The organism is Bradyrhizobium sp. U531 (assembly GCF_051710265.1).
In the GTDB taxonomy this organism is placed as follows: Bacteria; Pseudomonadota; Alphaproteobacteria; order Rhizobiales; family Xanthobacteraceae; genus Bradyrhizobium.
This window is the reverse complement of the sequence record NZ_JASVEN010000017.1, coordinates 1-17,186: the sequence shown is the minus strand read 5'-3', so window position 1 is coordinate 17,186 and position 17,186 is coordinate 1. Positions and strand designations below refer to the sequence as shown.

Genomic DNA, 17,186 nt, shown 5'->3' with positions numbered 1-17,186 from the left:
CCATGGCGCTCAATCCGATCTATTCGCGTCGTCGCCGCAAGGACATCGTGATCCGCGGGCTCTGCTTCGCCGCGGCCGCCTTCGGCGTCACCTGGCTCGCGCTGATCCTGATCACGCTGCTCTACAACGGACTCGCCGGCCTGAACCTCGAGATCTTCGTCGCCGATACGCCGCCTCCGGGATCGACCGAGGGCGGCCTGCGCAACGCGATCGTGGGTTCGATCATCATGACCTTGATCGGCGTCGGCATCGGCGCGCCGCTCGGCCTGTTCGCCGGCACCTATCTCGCCGAATACGGCCGCAACGACAAGCTGACCTCGGTGATCCGCTTCATCAACGACATCCTGCTCTCGGCGCCCTCGATCATCATCGGCCTGTTCATCTATGGCGCGGTGGTGGTGCCGATGCGCGGCTTCTCCGCGATCGCGGGCGCGCTGGCGCTCGCCGTCATCGTGATCCCGGTCGTGCTGCGCACCACCGAGGACATGCTGCTGCTGGTGCCGAATCCGCTGCGCGAGGCAGCCTCGGCGCTCGGCCTGCCGCGCTCGCTGGTGATCAAGCGGATCGCCTATCGCGCGGCCCGGTCGGGCCTCATCACCGGCGTGCTGCTCGCCACCGCCCGCGTCGCCGGCGAGACCGCGCCGCTGCTCTTCACCGCGCTGTCGAACCAGTTCTTCAGCCTCGGCCTGAACAAGACGATGGCCAACCTGCCTGTCACCATCAACAACTTCGTGCAGAGCCCCTACGCCTATTGGAAGCAGCTCGCCTGGAGCGGCGCGCTGCTGATCACGCTCACTGTGCTTGCCCTGAACATTGGCGCCCGCATCATCGGCGCCGAGAGGACTGCAAAATGACCGATCTGTCCGTATCCGTGAGTTCGAACGCTCATCTGGCGTCGCATCCGCTGCCGGAAGCGCCCGCCAAGGTGACGGTGCGCAACCTCAACTTCTATTACGGTGAGCACCACGCGCTGAAGAACATCAACCTGACGCTCGGCGCCAACCGCGTCACGGCGTTCATCGGCCCGTCGGGCTGCGGCAAGTCCACCCTGCTGCGCATCTTCAACCGGATGTACGACCTCTATCCGGGCCAGCGCGCCACCGGCCAGCTGATGCTGGACCAGACCAACATCCTCGACCCCAAGCTCGACCTCAACCTGCTGCGCGCCCGGGTCGGCATGGTGTTCCAGAAGCCGACGCCGTTTCCGATGACGATCTACGAGAACATCGCCTTCGGCATCCGCCTCTACGAGAAGATTTCGAAGTCCGAAATGGACGGTCGCGTCGAGAAGGCGCTGCGCGGCGGCGCACTGTGGAACGAGGTCAAGGACAAGCTCAACGCCTCCGGCCTGTCGCTCTCCGGCGGCCAGCAGCAGCGCCTGTGCATCGCCCGCACCGTCGCGGTGCGCCCCGAGGTGATCCTGTTCGACGAGCCCTGCTCGGCGCTCGACCCGATCTCGACCGCCAAGGTCGAGGAGCTGATCCAGGAACTGTCCGAGAACTACACGATCGCGATCGTCACCCACAACATGCAGCAGGCGGCGCGCGTCTCCGACAAGACCGCCTTCATGTATCTCGGCGAGCTGATCGAGTTCGACGACACCAGCAAGATCTTCACGTCGCCGACCGACCGGCGCACGCAGGATTACATCACCGGCCGGTTCGGCTGAGGAGACGCAATATGGGTACCGAACATACCGCAAAGGCCTTCGACACCGACCTCCAGGAACTCACCCGCCTGGTCGCCGAGATGGGCGGCATCGCCGAGCGCATGATCGTCGATTCCGTCGACGCCCTGATCCGCCGCGATGTTCCGCTCGGCCAGCGCGTCGTTACCGTCGACGCCGAGCTCGACGCGCTGCAGAGGCGCATCGAGGAGCGTGCGGTGCTCACCATCGCCCGCCGCCAGCCGATGGCCGTCGACTTGCGCGAGATCGTCGGCGCCATGCGCGTTGCGACCGATCTCGAGCGCATCGGCGACCTCGCCAAGAACATGGGCAAGCGCGTCGCCGCGCTCGAGACCGATTTCCATCCGCTCAAGCTGTTCCGCGGCCTCGAGCACATGACCGACCTCGTGCAGCAGCAGGTCAAGAGCGTGCTCGACGCCTATGCCGCGCACGATCTGCCGGCTGCGATGGCGGTGTGGAAGGGCGACGAGGAGGTCGACGCGATCTGCACCTCGCTGTTCCGCGAGCTCCTCACCTACATGATGGAGGATCCGCGCAACATCTCGTTCTGCATCCATCTGATGTTCTGCGCCAAGAACATCGAGCGGATCGGCGACCATGCCACCAACATCGCCGAGACCGTGTTCTACATGATCGAGGGTCAGGCGATGACCGACAAGCGGCCGAAGGGCGACATGACGACCTTCGCCACGACGGTCCCCAATACCTGAAGACCTAAGGAGCCACGACCCGATGGGCGCACGCATTATGGTGGTTGAGGACGAGGAAGCTCTCACCGAGCTTCTCCGCTACAACCTCGAAGGCGACGGCTATGACGTCGAGACGGTGATGCGCGGCGACGACGCCGACACCCGGCTCAAGGAGCACATTCCCGACCTGATCGTGCTCGACTGGATGCTGCCGGGCCTGTCCGGCATCGAGCTGTGCCGGCGCCTGCGCACGCGGCCAGACACCAAGCAGCTGCCGATCATCATGCTCACCGCGCGCGGCGAGGAGAGCGAGCGGGTGCGCGGGCTCGCGACCGGCGCCGACGACTACATCGTCAAGCCGTTCTCGGTGCCCGAGCTGCTCGCGCGCGTGAAGGGCCTGCTCAGGCGCGCCAGTCCCGAGCGGCTCGCCACCGTCTTGGCCTATGGCGACATCGAACTCGACCGCGACAAGCGCCGCGTGGCGCGCTCGGGTCGGCCGATCGATCTCGGCCCGACCGAATATCGCCTGCTGGAGTTCTTCCTGGAGCATCCCGGCCGCGTGTTCTCGCGCGAGCAGCTGCTCGACAGCGTCTGGGGCCGCGACATCTACATCGACGAGCGCACCGTCGACGTCCATATCGGCCGCCTGCGCAAGCTGCTCAATCTCGGCCGCGAGCAGGACCCGATCCGCACCGTCCGCGGCGCCGGCTATGCGCTGGACGATCGTTTCGCGAAGGCGGAGCAGACGTAAGGGCGGGCGTGTTGTTGGTTCGCAGCTGCGGCCACGATCTCAGCTGTCATCCCGGGGCGCGCACAGCGCGAGCCCGGGATCCATAACCACAGGCCGTGGTTTGGCGAAGACTCGGTGTGACCATCTCGCGCAACAATTGCGCCCTGTGGTTATGGATCCCCGCGTTCGCGGGGATGACACCGAGTTGGTTGAGGCGCCGCCGAGTGACGGCTGCCGTCCTTGCAGTCAGCGAGATCAGCGACCTCAGCGCGGACCCGGCTTCGCCGGTGCGCGGCGGCGATCGGCGGCGGGCTGATACGCCACGCGCGAGTGCTGGGCGCAGTAGGGCAGGCCGGAGAGTGCCTTGCCGCCGCAGAAGAAGAAATCCGGGCTCGAGGGATCGCCGACCGGCCAGTGGCAGGTCGCCTCGTTCAATTCGAGCAGCGACAGCCGCTGGCTCATCGGCACGACGTTGTCGTAGGTAACGGGCTCGGCCTCGACTTCGACCTCGAAGGCCTGCGCCAGCGCGGTGTTGCCGCGGGCGATGGGGCGCGTCACCCGCATCATGTGCTGCGCGGGGCGCGCCTTGCGCGGTCGCGGCGCTGCCGATGAAGGGCTCTTGGCACGGCCGGACAAGCCGAGCCTGTGCACTTTGCCGATCACGGCATTGCGGGTCACATTGCCGAGCTCAGCTGCGATCTGGCTGGCCGACAATCCGGCCTCCCAGAGCTTTTTCAGCTGCTCGACGCGATCGTCGGACCAGGTCAAAACCGTCATTGCACCCTTTCCCTCGCCGCGCGGCTGCCATGCTGGCGCCCTTGCGGCGAATGCCTAAGCTTCGAAAAACCCGTGCCGCCAGAATCCCTTAAGGCTCGCCGGGCGTGTGACTGACGCCCGAACGTTTACGCCGGTACTTAAGGACTCTTGGGATCAGAACCGCTGCACGAGATGTCGTATCTGACAGCCCAAACGCTACAATATGGCGTGACTCACGCGCAAGAGTCCGCCGACTCGCTTCCACATGTTCCGTGGTGAAAAACCCGCAAAATCGCTACCGCAAGACTACGGAATCAGCGTTTCCCGAGGCTTTCCGGGTGGCATTGACACCCGTTTCACGGGGCATAAGATGGTCCCACGTGCCGCCCTTAAAAGGCGGCACGTTTCGTTTTCCGGGCCGGTCAATGGTGCGTTGCGCAATGCACGCGTCACACCGCCTCAACATCAAGTGACCGTCATGACTAACAGCGCAGCCCCGCATTTGCTCCCCGTTTTTGCCAGGGCCGACCTCGGTTTTGAGCGCGGCGAAGGCTGCTGGCTGATCGCGACCAATGGCGATCGCTATCTCGACTTCACCTCGGGCGTCGCGGTGAACGCGCTCGGCCATTGCCATCCGCATCTGGTCAAGGCGTTGCAGGAGCAGGCGACCAAGCTCTGGCATATGTCGAACCTGTTCCAGAGCCCGGACGGCGAGAAGCTCGCAAACCGCCTGTGCAACGAGAGCTTTGCGGACTTCGTGTTCTTCTGCAATTCCGGCGCCGAGGCGCTTGAGGGCGTGATCAAGCTGGTCCGCCATCATCACTCCTCCAAGGGGCACCCGGAGCGCTATCGCCTCATCACCTTCGAAGGCGCCTTCCACGGCCGCACGCTGGCGACGCTCGCCGCCACCGGCTCCGCGAAATATCTCGAGGGCTTCGGGCCGCCGATGGACGGCTTCGACCAGGTGCCGCATGGCGACATCGAGGCCGTGAAGAAGGCGATCGGGCCAGAGACAGCGGGCATTTTGATCGAGCCGATCCAGGGCGAGGGCGGCGTGCGTTCGGCGCCGCCGACGTTCCTCAAGGCATTGCGCCAGCTCTGCGACGAGAAGGGGCTGCTGCTCGCCTTCGACGAGGTACAGACCGGCATGGGTCGCAGCGGTGATCTGTTCGCCTATCGGCGCACCGGCGTCACGCCCGACGTGATGTCGCTGGCGAAGGCGCTCGGCGGCGGCTTCCCCATCGGCGCGATCCTGGCGACGTCGGAAGCGGCGGCCGGCATGGGCCCCGGATCGCACGGCTCGACCTTCGGCGGCAATCCGCTGGCGATCTCGGCGGCCAACGCCGTGCTCGACGTCATGCTCAAGCCCGGCTTCTTCGACCACGTGCAGAAGATGTCGCTGCTGCTCAAGCAGAAGCTCGCCTCCGTGATCGACCGCCATCCTGACGTCGTCAGCGAGGTGCGCGGCGAGGGCCTCCTGATCGGCATCAAGGCCGTGGTGCCCTCCGGCGATCTCGTCGCGGCCCTGCGCAACGAAAAGCTGCTTACGGTCGGCGCCGGCGACAATGTCGTTCGTTTCCTGCCGCCGTTGATCGTGACCGAGGCCGAGATCGAGGACAGCGTCATCAGGCTCGAGCGCGCCTGCACGGCGATCTCGTCCATACAGACCAAGCGGGCGGCAAGCTGATGAGCAAGTCCCCTGCCAAGGCGCCGAAGCACTTCCTCGACATCAACGAGCTGCCGCTGTCGGAGCTCAAGCGCATGCTCGCCGCTTCCTCCGCCATGAAGGCGAAGCAGAAGGCGCAGCAGCCGGTGCGGCCGCTCGAAGGCAAGACGCTGGCGATGATCTTCGAGCGTCCCTCGACGCGCACCCGCGTGTCGTTCGACGTCGGCATGCGCCAGCTCGGCGGCGAGGCGATCATGCTCACCGGCGCCGAGATGCAGCTCGGTCGCGGCGAGACCATCGCCGACACCGCGCGCGTGCTGTCGCGCTATGTCGACGCCATCATGATCCGCATCCTCAATCACGATGCGCTGTTGGAGCTTGCGGCCAACGCCACCGTGCCCGTCATCAACGGCCTGACGCGGCGCTCGCATCCATGCCAGGTGATGGCCGACCTCATGACCTATGAGGAGCATCGCGGGCCCATTGAGGGCAAGACGGTGGCCTGGACCGGCGACGACAACAACGTGCTGGCGTCCTGGGCGCATGCCGCCGAGCGCTTCAAATTCCAGCTCAACGTCGCCACCCCGCCGGAGCTCGCGCCGAAAAAGGCGATGCGCGACTTCATCAAGGCGACGGGCGCGCCGATCGTGCTCGGCACCGATCCGGAAACCGCCGTGAAGGGCGCCGATTGCGTCGTCACCGACACCTGGGTGTCGATGGGCGACAAGGAGGGCGAGCACCGCCACAACGTGCTCAAGCCCTATCAGGTCAACAGCAAGCTGATGTCGCTCGCCAAGCCCGATGCGCTGTTCATGCACTGCCTGCCTGCTCATCGCGGCGAGGAGGTCACCGACGAGGTGATCGACGGTCCGCAATCGGTGGTGTTCGACGAGGCCGAAAACCGCCTGCACGCGCAGAAGGGCATTCTGGCCTGGTGCTTCGACGCGGTGAAGTAGGCGGCTCTTATAGCCCGGATGGAGCGCAGCGAAATCCGGGTTCTCGACGCGGGTAACGACCTCCCCCGGATTGCGCTGCGCTCCATCCGGGCTACTTGGGCCGTCGTTCCGGTGACGGAATGCGAGCGCGCCTCTTTCATTTTGCACCGACCGACCCCAGATAACGCCCATGATTTCCCAATCCCCTGACATGAAGACCGGGTCCGAAGGCCCGGTCCGCGCGCCGTCCGCGGTTCCGATCGACGATGCCGTGCTGCCCTACGAGGTCGATGCGCTCGACGTGCGTGGCCGCCTGGTGCGCCTCGGGCCGGCGCTCGACGACATCCTGACCAAGCACGATTATCCCGCGCCCGTGGGCAAGCTGCTCGGCGAGGCCATCGTGCTGACGACGCTGCTCGGCTCGGCGCTGAAATTCGAGGGCCGCTTCATCCTGCAGGCCCAGACCGACGGCCCGGTGTCCTTCCTGGTGGTGGACTATCAGGCGCCGGATCGCCTGCGCGCCTATGCGCGCTTCGATGCCGAGCGCCTTGGCGAGGCCAAAGACTCCGGCACGCTGCTCGGCCACGGCCATCTCGCCATGACCATCGACCAGGGCCCCGACATGAGCCGCTACCAGGGCCTGGTCGCGCTCGACGGTGGCAGCCTCGAAGACGCCGCCCACGAATATTTCCTGCGCTCCGAGCAGATCCCGACCAAGGTGCGTCTCGCGGTCGGCGAGGAGTGGCGCTCCAACGACGGCGGCAAGCATCGCTGGCGCGCCGGCGGCATGCTGATGCAGTTTCTGCCGAAGGCGCCGGAGCGCGCGCGGCAGGCGGACTTGCATCCCGGCGACGCCCCTGATGGCGTCGAGGTTCACGCGGTCGCGGAGGACGATGCCTGGGTCGAGGCGCGCTCGCTGATCGAGACCGTCGAGGACGTCGAGCTGATCGACCCCGAGCTCTCTGGCGAGCGGCTGCTGTTCCGCCTGTTCCACGAGCGCGGCGTGCGCGTGTTCAACCCGATCGATCTCAAGGCGCAATGCTCCTGCTCGCGCGACGCGGTCGCCTCGATGCTCAAGAGCTTCTCGTCCGACGATCGCGCCGCGATGGTCAAGGACGACAAGGTGGTGGTGACCTGCGAGTTCTGCAGCTCGGTCTACCAGTTCACGCCGGATGAAGCGGGCGTGGAAGACGCATAGCCAGCTCTCGTAGGGTGGGCAAAGGCGCACTTGCGCCGTGCCCACGAATTCTCTCGATCGCGAAAGCTACGTGGGCACGCTTCGCATTGCCCACCCTACCGCGCCGACTGTGGTCGCCCCCCTGTCAACCGGCTTGCGCAAAAATATTCCACTTTACCGAAATTCGGTTTCGGCGTATCACTCGCCCATCCCGGCTCACCAGGAGGGGCGATCTCGAGGTCGTCTTGATCGCGAGCCGGGCTTGCGGTGGACGCGGCAGCGTCGGCACGAGATGGGGCGGGCAGGGCAGGGTGTCCCTGTGAGCCCGAACCCCGCGTGCGGACGAGCGGCGCTGTGAAGTTCGTCTCGCCATGTTTGTCCGGCAACGTCGACAAGGCCGGGAGATAATGTGGTGACCAGCGAACGCGCGTACGGCAAAACCGTGTGGTCCTGGCCGTCGTTGCTACGGTCAAGCCGTTCGAAGATGCGCGCGAGCCCAACCGGGCAGACGGTATCGTCAATTCGAACGGTGAGGGAGGCCAAAGGAAAGTTCGGCTCCCGGGAGAGCACGGCATAAGCCGTCCGACCATCGCGCAGGGAAGGCCGAGTGATCGGCGCCACCTGTATGCTGCTGTGCGGTTCTTCCTGCGTGTGCATTTCGCGCAGCGGACCGCGGGTGCGATGTCGGCACCCGGCCTTCCCTGCGCCCTCCTGGATTTAGAGGGTGGAGCGACGATGCAAAGCTCGGGCGAACAAGCCGCGAGAACGCGAAAGCATGTCCGCCAACCCCACTCAGTGTCATCGCCCGCCTTGTGCGCGATTGCGCACGGGGGCGGGCGATCCAGTACTCCGAGACCGCAGTGATTGAGCCGAGAAGCCGCAGCGTACTGGATTCCCCGCCTTCGCGGGGAATGACAGTGTCACTTGGGGAGGCAGCCCGTCACCTCATCCACCGTCATTGCGAGCGCAGCGAAGCAATCCAGACTGCCAACGCGGAGGGACTCTGGATTGCTTCGCTGCGCTCGCAATGACGTTGAGAGAGCCTGTGCTCACACCCACCGCTCTCGTGCCCGGGACGCAGCGCAGCGCTCTTCCGGTGCGCTGCAGAGCCGGGGCCCATCTCGCCGCGGCTTTCCATGTGGCCTGCTGGGTCCCGGCTCTGCGCAGCAACGCTTCGCGTTGCGGCGCGTCCGGGACACGAGAGCGACGCCCCTAATTCAACACCCGCTTGTTGTCCGGGCTGTCCAGCGAAAACGCCGGCACGTCGATCTCGAAGCGTTCGCCGCTTTCGGTGACCATCTGGTAGCGGCCGGTCATGAAGCCGGAGGCGGTGGAGAGCGGGACGCCGGAGGTGTATTCGAAGCGCTCGCCGGGGGCCAGGATCGGCTGCTCGCCGACCACGCCCTCGCCCTTGACCTCCTGCTGGCGGCCGGAGGCGTCGGTGATGATCCAGTGCCGCGTCTTGAGCTGCACCGTCTCCTCGCCCGAATTGGTGATGACGATGGTGTAGGACCAGAAATAGCGGGAACGGTCGGCCGAGGACTGTTCCGGAACAAAGTTCGGCTCGACGGTCACTTCGATGTGGCGGGTCACGGCGCGGTACATGGTTGCTACCATACCGAAATCCGGCTCCGGAACCAAACGCCGCGGCCGGCTTTGGCGACATCGTCCCGCCAGAATTCGAAGAGAAGGACACCCCCGAGGGCAGCACCCGAAAAAGGGAACGCCCCACGATCATCCGGCCGCTTTGCGAGATGGCGACCGGACCAGTACACTCCTGAAGACGTCGCGATTTGCGGAAGGGTTTTTGGCCCCCGATGACCATTGCCGACCAAGTGACGGGATCGACGATCGCGGGAACCGCCAAGCCTGCCGACGGCACGATTGCCGACAGCAAGCCGGCGGCAGCCAAGCCGCGCGCGCGGGCGCCGGCCATCACGCTGCCCGCCATCGGCGAGCGCGAGCTCCGGCTCGATTTGTTCCGCGGCCTCGCGCTGTGGCTGATCTTCATCGACCATCTGCCGCCGAGCCTCCTGACCTGGTTCACGATCCGCAATTACGGCTTCAGCGACGCCACCGAGATCTTCATCTTCATCTCCGGCTACACCGCCGCCTTCGTCTACGGCAGGGCGATGCTGGAGAGCGGGGTGGCCATCGCCACCGCGCGCATCCTGCGCAGGGTCTGGCAGATCTACGTCGCCCACGTCTTCCTGTTCACGATCTTCCTCGCCGAAATCTCCTATGTGGCGACCCGCTTCGAGAACCCGCTCTACACCGAAGAGATGGGGATCATGGATTTCCTCAAGCAGCCCGACGTCACCATCGTGCAGGCGCTGCTGCTGCGCTTCCGCCCCGTCAACATGGACGTGCTGCCGCTCTACATCGTGTTGATGCTGGCGCTGCCCCTGATCCTGTGGTCGATGAAGTGGCGGCCCGACGTCACGCTCGGCCTCTCGGTCGTGCTCTACGCGGTCACCTGGGAATACGACCTCTACCTCTCGGCCTATCCGAACGGCTTCTGGGCCTTCAATCCCTTCGCCTGGCAATTGCTGTTCGTGTTCGGTGCATGGTGCGCGCTGGGAGGTGCGCGACGCATGTCGCGCATCCTGGCCTCGCCCGTGACGATGTGGATCTCGATCGCCTATCTGGTCGCGGCATTCTACGTGACGCTGACCTGGTACGTGCCGCAGCTCTCCCAATTCATGCCGAAGCGGGTCGAGCAGTGGATGTATCCGATCGACAAGACCGACCTCGACGTGCTGCGCTTCACGCATTTCCTGGCGCTGGCCGCGCTCACCGTGCGCTTCCTGCCCCGGGATTGGCCGGGGTTGAAATCGCGCTGGCTGCGCCCATTGATTCTATGTGGCCAGCATTCCCTCGAGATCTTCTGTCTCGGCGTCTTCCTGGCCTTCGCCGGGCACTTCATTCTCGCCGAAGTCTCCGGCGGCGCGGCCATGCATGCGCTGATTAGTCTCTCCGGGGTCCTGATCATGTGGGGCGTGGCCTGGGTGATTTCGTGGTACAAGCGCGTGGCTGACAAGAGCGGTGCGAAAACCAAAAACGCCGTCGGCAACGCCGATCTGGCGGGAGGGGGCTGATGAAGGCGAAGGTTCTCCTGAGCCTGATCCTGCTATGCGGTGGCCTCGCCGCGCCTGTGGCGCGCGCGGGCGATGCTGCGCCTGCCGTGCCCGCGGCGTGCGAATTGCCCTCCTATCTGCTTACCAGCGAAAGCCAGCTTCCCAAGGTCGCCGCCGCCATCAAGGCCGGCAAACCGCTCGAAATCCTGGTCATCGGCACCGGCTCGACCCGGATTCCGGCCTCCGAGGACGCGTCCTATCCGGCGCGGATGCAGGCGATTTTGAAGGAGAAGCTGCCGCCGGCCGAGGCCGTGCAGGTCTCCGTAGAAATACAGAGCAAGAGGACGGCCGAAGAGGCGGCCGGTACCTTCGTTAAGCTGATGGAAGCAAAAAGGCCTACTTTGGTGATCTGGCAGACCGGGACCGTGGATGCTATGCGATCCATCGATCCCGACGAGTTTCGCGGTGCGGTGACGGAAGGCGTTGCCGCGTTGCAAAATGCGGGGGCTGACGTTGTCTTGATGAATTTGCAGTACAGCCCACGCACGGAGACCATGATCTCGGTGCCGCCTTACCTCGACAACATGAAGGTGGTGGCGCAGGAGCACGATATTCCGTTGTTCGACCGTTTCGCGATGATGCGTCAGTGGAGCGACCAGGGTCAGTTCGACCTGTTCAATCCCGCGCACGGACCCGAGTTGGCGAAACGAGTTCATGATTGCCTTGGCCGGGCGTTGGCACAGTTCGTGATCGACGCAGCTCATCTGGAGCCGGCCCAGCAGCAAAATTGAGGTCTAGCGTTAATGAGTTCTCTCCGCCCTTTTCGCCTGACGGCATGGCTCGCCGCGCCTGCAGCAGCAGTGCTGCTGTTGCTGGCGCCGGCCACGCAATCGCATGCGCAGACGCAAGCCGCGCAGGCGACGCCAGCGCAGTCGGCTGATCCCACGCCCGCGCCGCCGTCCCAGACCACCATCGCCGCCACCTCGCCCGAGCAGCGCGGCGTGACCACGCGCGCCATCGACAAGGTGAAGCAGGTCGCCAAATCCGCCGCCGATATTTTCAGCCGCGTGCCGTGCCTGCCGCCGAAGGGCGGTGCGAAGGCGATGGGCTCGCTGCCGCATGTCGCGGGCAAGCTGGTCGCTGGCAAGCCCGTCGTCATCGTCGCGTTCGGCTCGTCGTCGACTGCGGGCTTCGGCGCGAGCTCGCCGGACTTCAACTATCCGAACCGTCTCGCGACGCAGCTGCGCCGGCACTATCCGACCGCCGACATCACCGTCATCAATGCCGGCGTCGGCGGCGAGGACGCACCGGAGATGATGAAGCGTCTCCAGACCGAGGTGATCGACGTGCATCCGGACCTGGTGATCTGGCAGGTCGGCACCAACGCCGTGCTGCGCAACCTTGATCCCGGCGACACCGCAAAGCTGGTCGAGGACGGCATCAGCCGCATCCAGGCCGCCGGCGGCGCCGACGTCGTGCTGGTCGATCCGCAATATTCGCCGGCCGTCAACCAGCGCAAGGAGAGTGCCGGCAAGATGGTGAAGCTGCTCGGCAAGGTCGCCGAGCTTCGCCATGTCGGCATCTTCCCGCGCTTCGAGGTGATGCGCGACTGGCACGAGAACCAGTCGATCCCGGTCGAGAGCTTCGTCATCGCCGACGGCCTGCACATGAACGATTGGGGCTATGCCTGCTTCGCCCAGCTGCTCGGCGACGACATCATCCGCTCGGTGGGGCAGATCAAGCTCGGCGTGAACGTGCCCGCCGACGTGCGCGCATATCGGCCGATGTAGGCACGGTGCCGTAGGGCGGGTTAGCCCTGCAGATGCGCGAAGCGCATCTGCTCGGCGTAACCCGCCACTGTCTATCTCGTCGGAAACAGAAGCGGCGGGTTACGCCGTGCGAACTGCGCTTCGCGCAGTCGCGGGGCTAACCCGCCCTACGAAGCGATCATGCCTTCTCCAGCGCCGCCGTCAGATCCTCGATCAGGTCGTCGACATGCTCGAGCCCCGCGGAGAAGCGGATAAATCCTTCGCTGATGCCGAGCGCGGCGCGGTCCTCCGGCTTGAGGCGCTGATGCGTCGTGGTCGCCGGATGCGTGACGAGGGATTTCGCGTCGCCGAGATTGTTCGAGATCTTCGCGAGCTTCAGCTCGTTGAGCACGCGGAACGCGCCCTGCTTGCCGCCCTTGACCTCGAAGCCGACCAGCGTCGAGCCGCCGCGCATCTGCTTTTTCACCAGTGCCGCCTGCGGATGATCGGCGCGGCCGGGATAGACCAGCCGCGAAATCTTCGGATGGCTCGCCAGCACGTCGGCGATGCGCGAGGCGGTGTCGGTCTGCGCGCGCACGCGCACGCCCAGCGTCTCCAGGCCCTTGAGCAGCACCCAAGCGTTGAACGGCGAGATCGACGGGCCGGTCTGGCGCATGAAATTGTGGATGTGCTCGGCGATGAAGGCTTCCGACGACAGGATGATGCCGCCGAGGCAGCGGCCCTGGCCGTCGATATGCTTGGTCGCGGAATAGACGACGACGTCGGCGCCGAGCGCGAGCGGGCTCTGCCAGATCGGCGTTGCAAACACGTTGTCGACGACGAGCCGCGCGCCGCCCTTGTGCGCGATCTCGGCGATGCCGGGAATGTCGAGCACGTCGAGCGTCGGGTTGGTCGGGCTCTCCAGGAAGAACGTCTTGGTGTTGGGCTTCACCGCGCGCTGCCATTCGTCGAGATTGGCGCCGTCGACCAGCGTGGTCTCGATGCCATAGCGCGGCAGCAGATCCTGAACGACGTAGAGGCACGAGCCGAACAGCGCGCGGGAAGCCACCACGTGATCGCCGGTCTTGAGCGGCGCCAGGATCGCGGTCGTCACCGCGGCCATGCCCGTTGCCGCCGAGCGGGCCGCCTCGGCGCCCTCGAGCTCGATCATGCGGCGCTCGAACATCGCGATGGTCGGGTTGGAGTAGCGCGAATAGATGAAGCCGGGGTCCTCGCCCTTGAACCGCGCCTCGCACTCCTCGGCGCTGTTGTAGACGTAGCCCTGGGTCAGGAACAGCGACTCCGACGTCTCGCCATACTGCGAGCGCAGGGTGCCGGAATGGACCAGGCGGGTTTCGGGACGGTAGTTGGCAGGCGACTTCGACATAGGACCCTCCGAGATGACCGTCTCGTCGAAAACGGTCACAAAAAAACCGGCCTGGATAAAACCACGGGCCGGGATCACAGAGGTCCCCGGCCTGTTTAGCGACTTATTTAACGTGGCTGCAAGCCGGCCGGCTCAAATCACCACGGGATAAGTGATGCTCATATTCCGCAATGCCCTTTCCGTCAAGGCGTCCATCGGATAGCCGTAAAAGACCTGTATTTCCGGCCTGTCCGGATGCATTTGAGCCCTGATGAGGACCCCCGGTTGACGTTCACGGTCGCGCCCGACGCCAATGGTATCCTGCCCGACCGCATGATCGCGGCGATGGCGGAGGCAGGCCTCATCCTGCCGGCCTATGACTTCGTCGAGAGCCAGATCCAGCCGGCCAGCCTCGATCTGCGCCTCGGTGACATCGCCTATCGCGTCCGCGCCAGCTTCCTGCCCGGCCCCGGCGCCACCGTCGCCGAGCGCATCGACGAATTGAAGCTGCACGAGTTCAGCCTCGCCGACGGTGCTGTGCTGGAGACCAACTGCGTCTATATCGTGCCGCTGCTGGAGAGCCTGGCGCTGCCGCCGGAGATCGTCGCGGCCGCCAACCCCAAGAGCTCGACCGGCCGCCTCGACGTCTTCACCCGCGTGATTGCCGACGGCACCCGCCGCTTCGACATGATCGGCGCCGGCTATCACGGCCCGCTCTATGCCGAGATCAGCCCGAAGACCTTTCCGGTGCTGGTGCGCGAGGGCTCGCGCCTCAGCCAGGTGCGCTTCCGCACCGGCGACGCCATCCTCAATGCCGATGAGCTCGATGGCTTGCATGCCGCTGAGCGCCTCGTCGACGTCGACGATGCCGACCTCTCCGGCGGCGTCGCGGTCTCGGTCGATCTGTCCGGCGAGAAAGCCAGCGGCTTCGTCGGCTACCGCGCCAAGCGCCACACCGGCGTCGTCGACGTCGATCGGCGCTCCGGCTACGCCGTCGATGATTTCTGGGAGCCGATCTCGGCGCGCCCCGACGGCAGCCTGATCCTCGATCCCGGCGAGTTCTACATCCTCGCGTCGAAAGAGGCCGTGCAGGTGCCGCCCGACTACGCCGCGGAGATGGTGCCGTTCGATCCCTTGGTCGGCGAATTCCGCGTGCATTATGCCGGATTCTTCGATCCTGGCTTCGGCTATGCCGGTGCCGGCGGGCAGGGCTCGCGCGCCGTGCTGGAGGTGCGCTCGCGCGAGGTGCCGTTCATCCTCGAGCACGGCCAGATCGTCGGCCGCCTCGTCTACGAGAAGATGCTGGCCCGTCCCGACGCGATGTATGGCCAGCGCATCGGTTCGAACTACCAGGCGCAAGGCCTCAAACTATCGAAGCATTTCCGGGTGTAGCTGCACGTCCTACTGTCATGCCCCGGCTTGACCGGGGCATCCAGTACGCCGCGGCCTATCGGCTCAATCACCGCGGCCTCTGGAATACTGGATCGCCCGATCCTAGTGCGCAATTGCGCACTGGTCGGGCGATGACACCGAATGTGTGTCGAAGTGCCAGGCAAGATCGCGGAATATGGCGAGGGAAACGAGATGAGCAATCCATCCGAACTCGACGCAAAGATCGCCGAAAACGTCGCGGACGCGCTGATCTATTCGGATCGCTCCGGCACCATCATGCGGTGGAACGGTGCCGCGACGACGCTGTTCGGCTTTTCCGCGGCGGAGGCGCTCGGGCAGAATCTCGATCTGATCATTCCCGAGCATCTGCGTGCCGCGCACTGGAGGGGCTTCGAGGCAGCCCTCGCCAGCGGCGCGATGAAGCTCTCGGGCAGGCCGACGCTGACCCGCGCGCTGCACAAGAGCGGACGCAAGCTCTACATCGAGATGACTTTCGCATTGGTGCGGGATTCCGGCGGCAACGTGCTCGGGTCCGTGGCGATGGCGCGCGATGTCACCGAACGGGTCGAGCGCGAGCGCGCGGCGAAGGCGCCGCCGCAAACTTCATGATGCGGAATTGGCGGGCGGCCGCGCAGGGCGCCCTGCACGTGCGTCATGTTGCCTGCCGAAAGCTGCGGTGACACACTCAATCGCAACAACAACGATCGGGAGCGAACATGGCCGCCGTCTCGGACGCCGCGCAGCAGGCCCAATGGGCGCGCTGGCGCGCAGTCGCCGACCTCTATCATGCGTATTTCACCGGCCTCATCCTCACCGTGGTCACACGGCGCGGCATCGCTGACGACGCCGAGTTCGTCTTCCGCGTCTTCCGCCGCCAGCAGCAGGAGCGCTTCCTGCCGGGACTCAGGAAGCTCGGGATCGATCATCTGCCGCCGGCCGTGGCGGCTGCGCATTATCACTACCTCTCCAACTGGATCGGCGGCGTGCATGTCGAATACATGTACGAGAGCGACACCAAGGCCTGGATCCGCTATCCGCCGCCGCGCTGGATCTGGAAGGGCACCGCGATCTGCGGCGTGCCGGGCGAGGTTTCGCGCGCGATGCTGCGCGGCTGGCACGCCAACAATGGCGTTGCGCTCGGCGATCTCAGGCTCGGCTTCGTCTGCACCAAGCAAAGCGTGGACGGCCAGGACGGGCTGGAGGGCTACTATCATCAATACGATCATCCGCTCGAGATCGACCAGCGGCTGGTGTTCGCACGCCACCTCGAAGCGCCGCTGTTCGATGCGACGACCGCGCCGGCTTTGCCAGTGGCAAGCTGGCCAAAACCGCGCCTGGAGAAAGCCTATCGCAATTACGCGATGGAATATGTCCGCACCGCCGCGCCCGTGATGGTGCAGCTGTTCGGTCCCGAAGACGCCGGCTATCTGCTGCATCTCACCGGCAAGCTGATCGGCATGCAATATTTCGACGAGGCCGCAGCGGCGCTGGCCATGCGGCGCGGCGGCGCGAGCGAATTTTCGGCGTTCCTGAATGCGCTGCTCGCTGCGCAGGATGATCAGGCGGAGAGCTCGACGTCCGAAGGAGCTTTTGAGATCCGCCAGCAGAGCTGGAAGCTGATGGACGACGTCACCGACTATCACCCTGCCTGCGCCAGGGTGCTGGAGGGATTGTTCGAAGGCCTGGCTGCTGGATGCGGCCGGCATATCGACGTGCAGCTGCGCGCCGCGCGTGGAGGCTGCCCGCCGCTGACCTGGACAATCGGGTAGAAGGACAGTGCCGCCGTCCTTTGCCTCTCCCCGCTTGCGGGGAGAGGCCGGATTGCATCTTCGATGCAATCCGGGTGAGGGGGACTCTCCGCGAGTCCGACTGTCACCAGCTTCGCGGAGAGGGGGGGGGGGGCGCCCCCCCCCCCCCCCCCGCCCCCCCGGGGGGGGGGGGAGGGGGCGTGGAGAGCCCCAGC

The 17,186-nt window shown here is 65.5% G+C and carries 16 protein-coding genes and 1 riboswitch; of the genes, 13 read left to right on the top strand and 3 right to left on the bottom strand.

Annotated features, from left to right (window positions below):
* Positions 1-2 precede the first annotated feature (2 nt).
* The 4 genes from pstA to phoB are packed head-to-tail and all read left to right on the top strand — an operon-like array spanning position 3 to position 3,127.
* The gene (gene pstA, locus QRQ56_RS38105) at positions 3-854 is read left to right on the top strand and encodes a phosphate ABC transporter permease PstA (RefSeq protein WP_438746899.1); all 852 of its coding nucleotides are present in this window, start codon (positions 3-5) and stop codon (positions 852-854) included.
* On the top strand, positions 851-1,669 hold the full coding sequence (gene pstB / locus QRQ56_RS38100; RefSeq protein WP_438746898.1) for a phosphate ABC transporter ATP-binding protein PstB: 819 nt from the start codon (positions 851-853) through the stop codon (positions 1,667-1,669). Before pstA ends, pstB begins: the two co-directional genes overlap by 4 nt.
* An 11-nt stretch (positions 1,670-1,680) precedes the next feature.
* Positions 1,681-2,397, top strand: coding sequence for a phosphate signaling complex protein PhoU (gene phoU, locus QRQ56_RS38095; RefSeq protein ID WP_438746897.1), 717 nt, complete (start codon positions 1,681-1,683; stop codon positions 2,395-2,397).
* A 22-nt stretch (positions 2,398-2,419) separates the two neighbouring features.
* Positions 2,420-3,127, top strand: a complete 708-nt coding sequence (gene phoB / locus QRQ56_RS38090) for a phosphate regulon transcriptional regulator PhoB (RefSeq protein WP_018316913.1) — start codon at positions 2,420-2,422, stop codon at positions 3,125-3,127.
* A gap of 243 nt (positions 3,128-3,370) precedes the next feature.
* Here phoB and QRQ56_RS38085 read toward each other — a convergent pair whose 3' ends face one another.
* A complete protein-coding gene (locus QRQ56_RS38085) occupies positions 3,371-3,883 on the bottom strand; it encodes a GcrA family cell cycle regulator (RefSeq protein WP_014491301.1) in 513 nt (170 codons plus the stop codon).
* 457 nt (positions 3,884-4,340) lie between these two features.
* On the opposite strand from QRQ56_RS38085, the gene QRQ56_RS38080 reads away from it, so the two are divergent.
* From QRQ56_RS38080 to QRQ56_RS38070, 3 genes are all read left to right on the top strand, one after another.
* On the top strand, positions 4,341-5,549 hold the full coding sequence (locus QRQ56_RS38080; RefSeq protein WP_438746896.1) for an aspartate aminotransferase family protein: 1,209 nt from the start codon (positions 4,341-4,343) through the stop codon (positions 5,547-5,549).
* A complete protein-coding gene (gene argF / locus QRQ56_RS38075; RefSeq protein ID WP_438746895.1) occupies positions 5,549-6,484 on the top strand; it encodes an ornithine carbamoyltransferase in 936 nt (311 codons plus the stop codon). The genes QRQ56_RS38080 and argF overlap by 1 nt, the downstream gene beginning before the upstream one ends.
* Before the next feature lie 169 nt (positions 6,485-6,653).
* Entirely contained in the window at positions 6,654-7,661 is a 1,008-nt protein-coding gene (locus tag QRQ56_RS38070) for an Hsp33 family molecular chaperone (protein ID WP_438746894.1), read from the top strand.
* A 1,191-nt stretch (positions 7,662-8,852) separates the two neighbouring features.
* On the opposite strand, the gene apaG is transcribed toward QRQ56_RS38070, so the two are convergent.
* The gene (apaG, locus tag QRQ56_RS38065; protein WP_298239648.1) at positions 8,853-9,245 is read right to left on the bottom strand and encodes a Co2+/Mg2+ efflux protein ApaG; all 393 of its coding nucleotides are present in this window, start codon (positions 9,243-9,245) and stop codon (positions 8,853-8,855) included.
* Positions 9,246-9,457: 212 nt separating this feature from the next.
* On the opposite strand from apaG, the gene QRQ56_RS38060 reads away from it, so the two are divergent.
* The 3 genes from QRQ56_RS38060 to QRQ56_RS38050 are packed head-to-tail and all read left to right on the top strand — an operon-like array spanning position 9,458 to position 12,507.
* Positions 9,458-10,738, top strand: coding sequence for an OpgC domain-containing protein (locus tag QRQ56_RS38060; RefSeq protein ID WP_438746893.1), 1,281 nt, complete (start codon positions 9,458-9,460; stop codon positions 10,736-10,738).
* Positions 10,738-11,508 (top strand): SGNH/GDSL hydrolase family protein, encoded by a 771-nt coding sequence (locus QRQ56_RS38055; RefSeq protein WP_438746892.1) that lies wholly within the window; start codon positions 10,738-10,740, stop codon positions 11,506-11,508. The genes QRQ56_RS38060 and QRQ56_RS38055 overlap by 1 nt, the downstream gene beginning before the upstream one ends.
* A gap of 12 nt (positions 11,509-11,520) precedes the next feature.
* Positions 11,521-12,507 carry an SGNH/GDSL hydrolase family protein gene (locus QRQ56_RS38050; protein ID WP_438746891.1) on the top strand — a complete coding sequence of 329 codons (987 nt, stop codon included), beginning with the start codon at positions 11,521-11,523 and terminating at the stop codon, positions 12,505-12,507.
* 157 nt (positions 12,508-12,664) lie between these two features.
* On the opposite strand, the gene QRQ56_RS38045 is transcribed toward QRQ56_RS38050, so the two are convergent.
* Entirely contained in the window at positions 12,665-13,852 is a 1,188-nt protein-coding gene (locus QRQ56_RS38045; RefSeq protein WP_438746890.1) for an O-succinylhomoserine sulfhydrylase, read from the bottom strand.
* Positions 13,853-13,926: 74 nt separating this feature from the next.
* Positions 13,927-14,006: riboswitch (SAM riboswitch) on the bottom strand.
* Between the two features lie 80 nt (positions 14,007-14,086).
* Between QRQ56_RS38045 and QRQ56_RS38040 the strand changes: the two genes are divergently transcribed.
* The 3 genes from QRQ56_RS38040 to QRQ56_RS38030 all read left to right on the top strand — a co-directional run bounded on the left by QRQ56_RS38040 (position 14,087) and on the right by QRQ56_RS38030 (position 16,992).
* A complete protein-coding gene (locus tag QRQ56_RS38040; RefSeq protein ID WP_438746889.1) occupies positions 14,087-15,223 on the top strand; it encodes a 2'-deoxycytidine 5'-triphosphate deaminase in 1,137 nt (378 codons plus the stop codon).
* A gap of 192 nt (positions 15,224-15,415) precedes the next feature.
* A complete protein-coding gene (locus tag QRQ56_RS38035; protein ID WP_438746888.1) occupies positions 15,416-15,832 on the top strand; it encodes a PAS domain S-box protein in 417 nt (138 codons plus the stop codon).
* Between the two features lie 107 nt (positions 15,833-15,939).
* A complete protein-coding gene (locus QRQ56_RS38030) occupies positions 15,940-16,992 on the top strand; it encodes a hypothetical protein (protein ID WP_438746887.1) in 1,053 nt (350 codons plus the stop codon).
* The last annotated feature ends 194 nt before the right edge of the window (positions 16,993-17,186 follow it).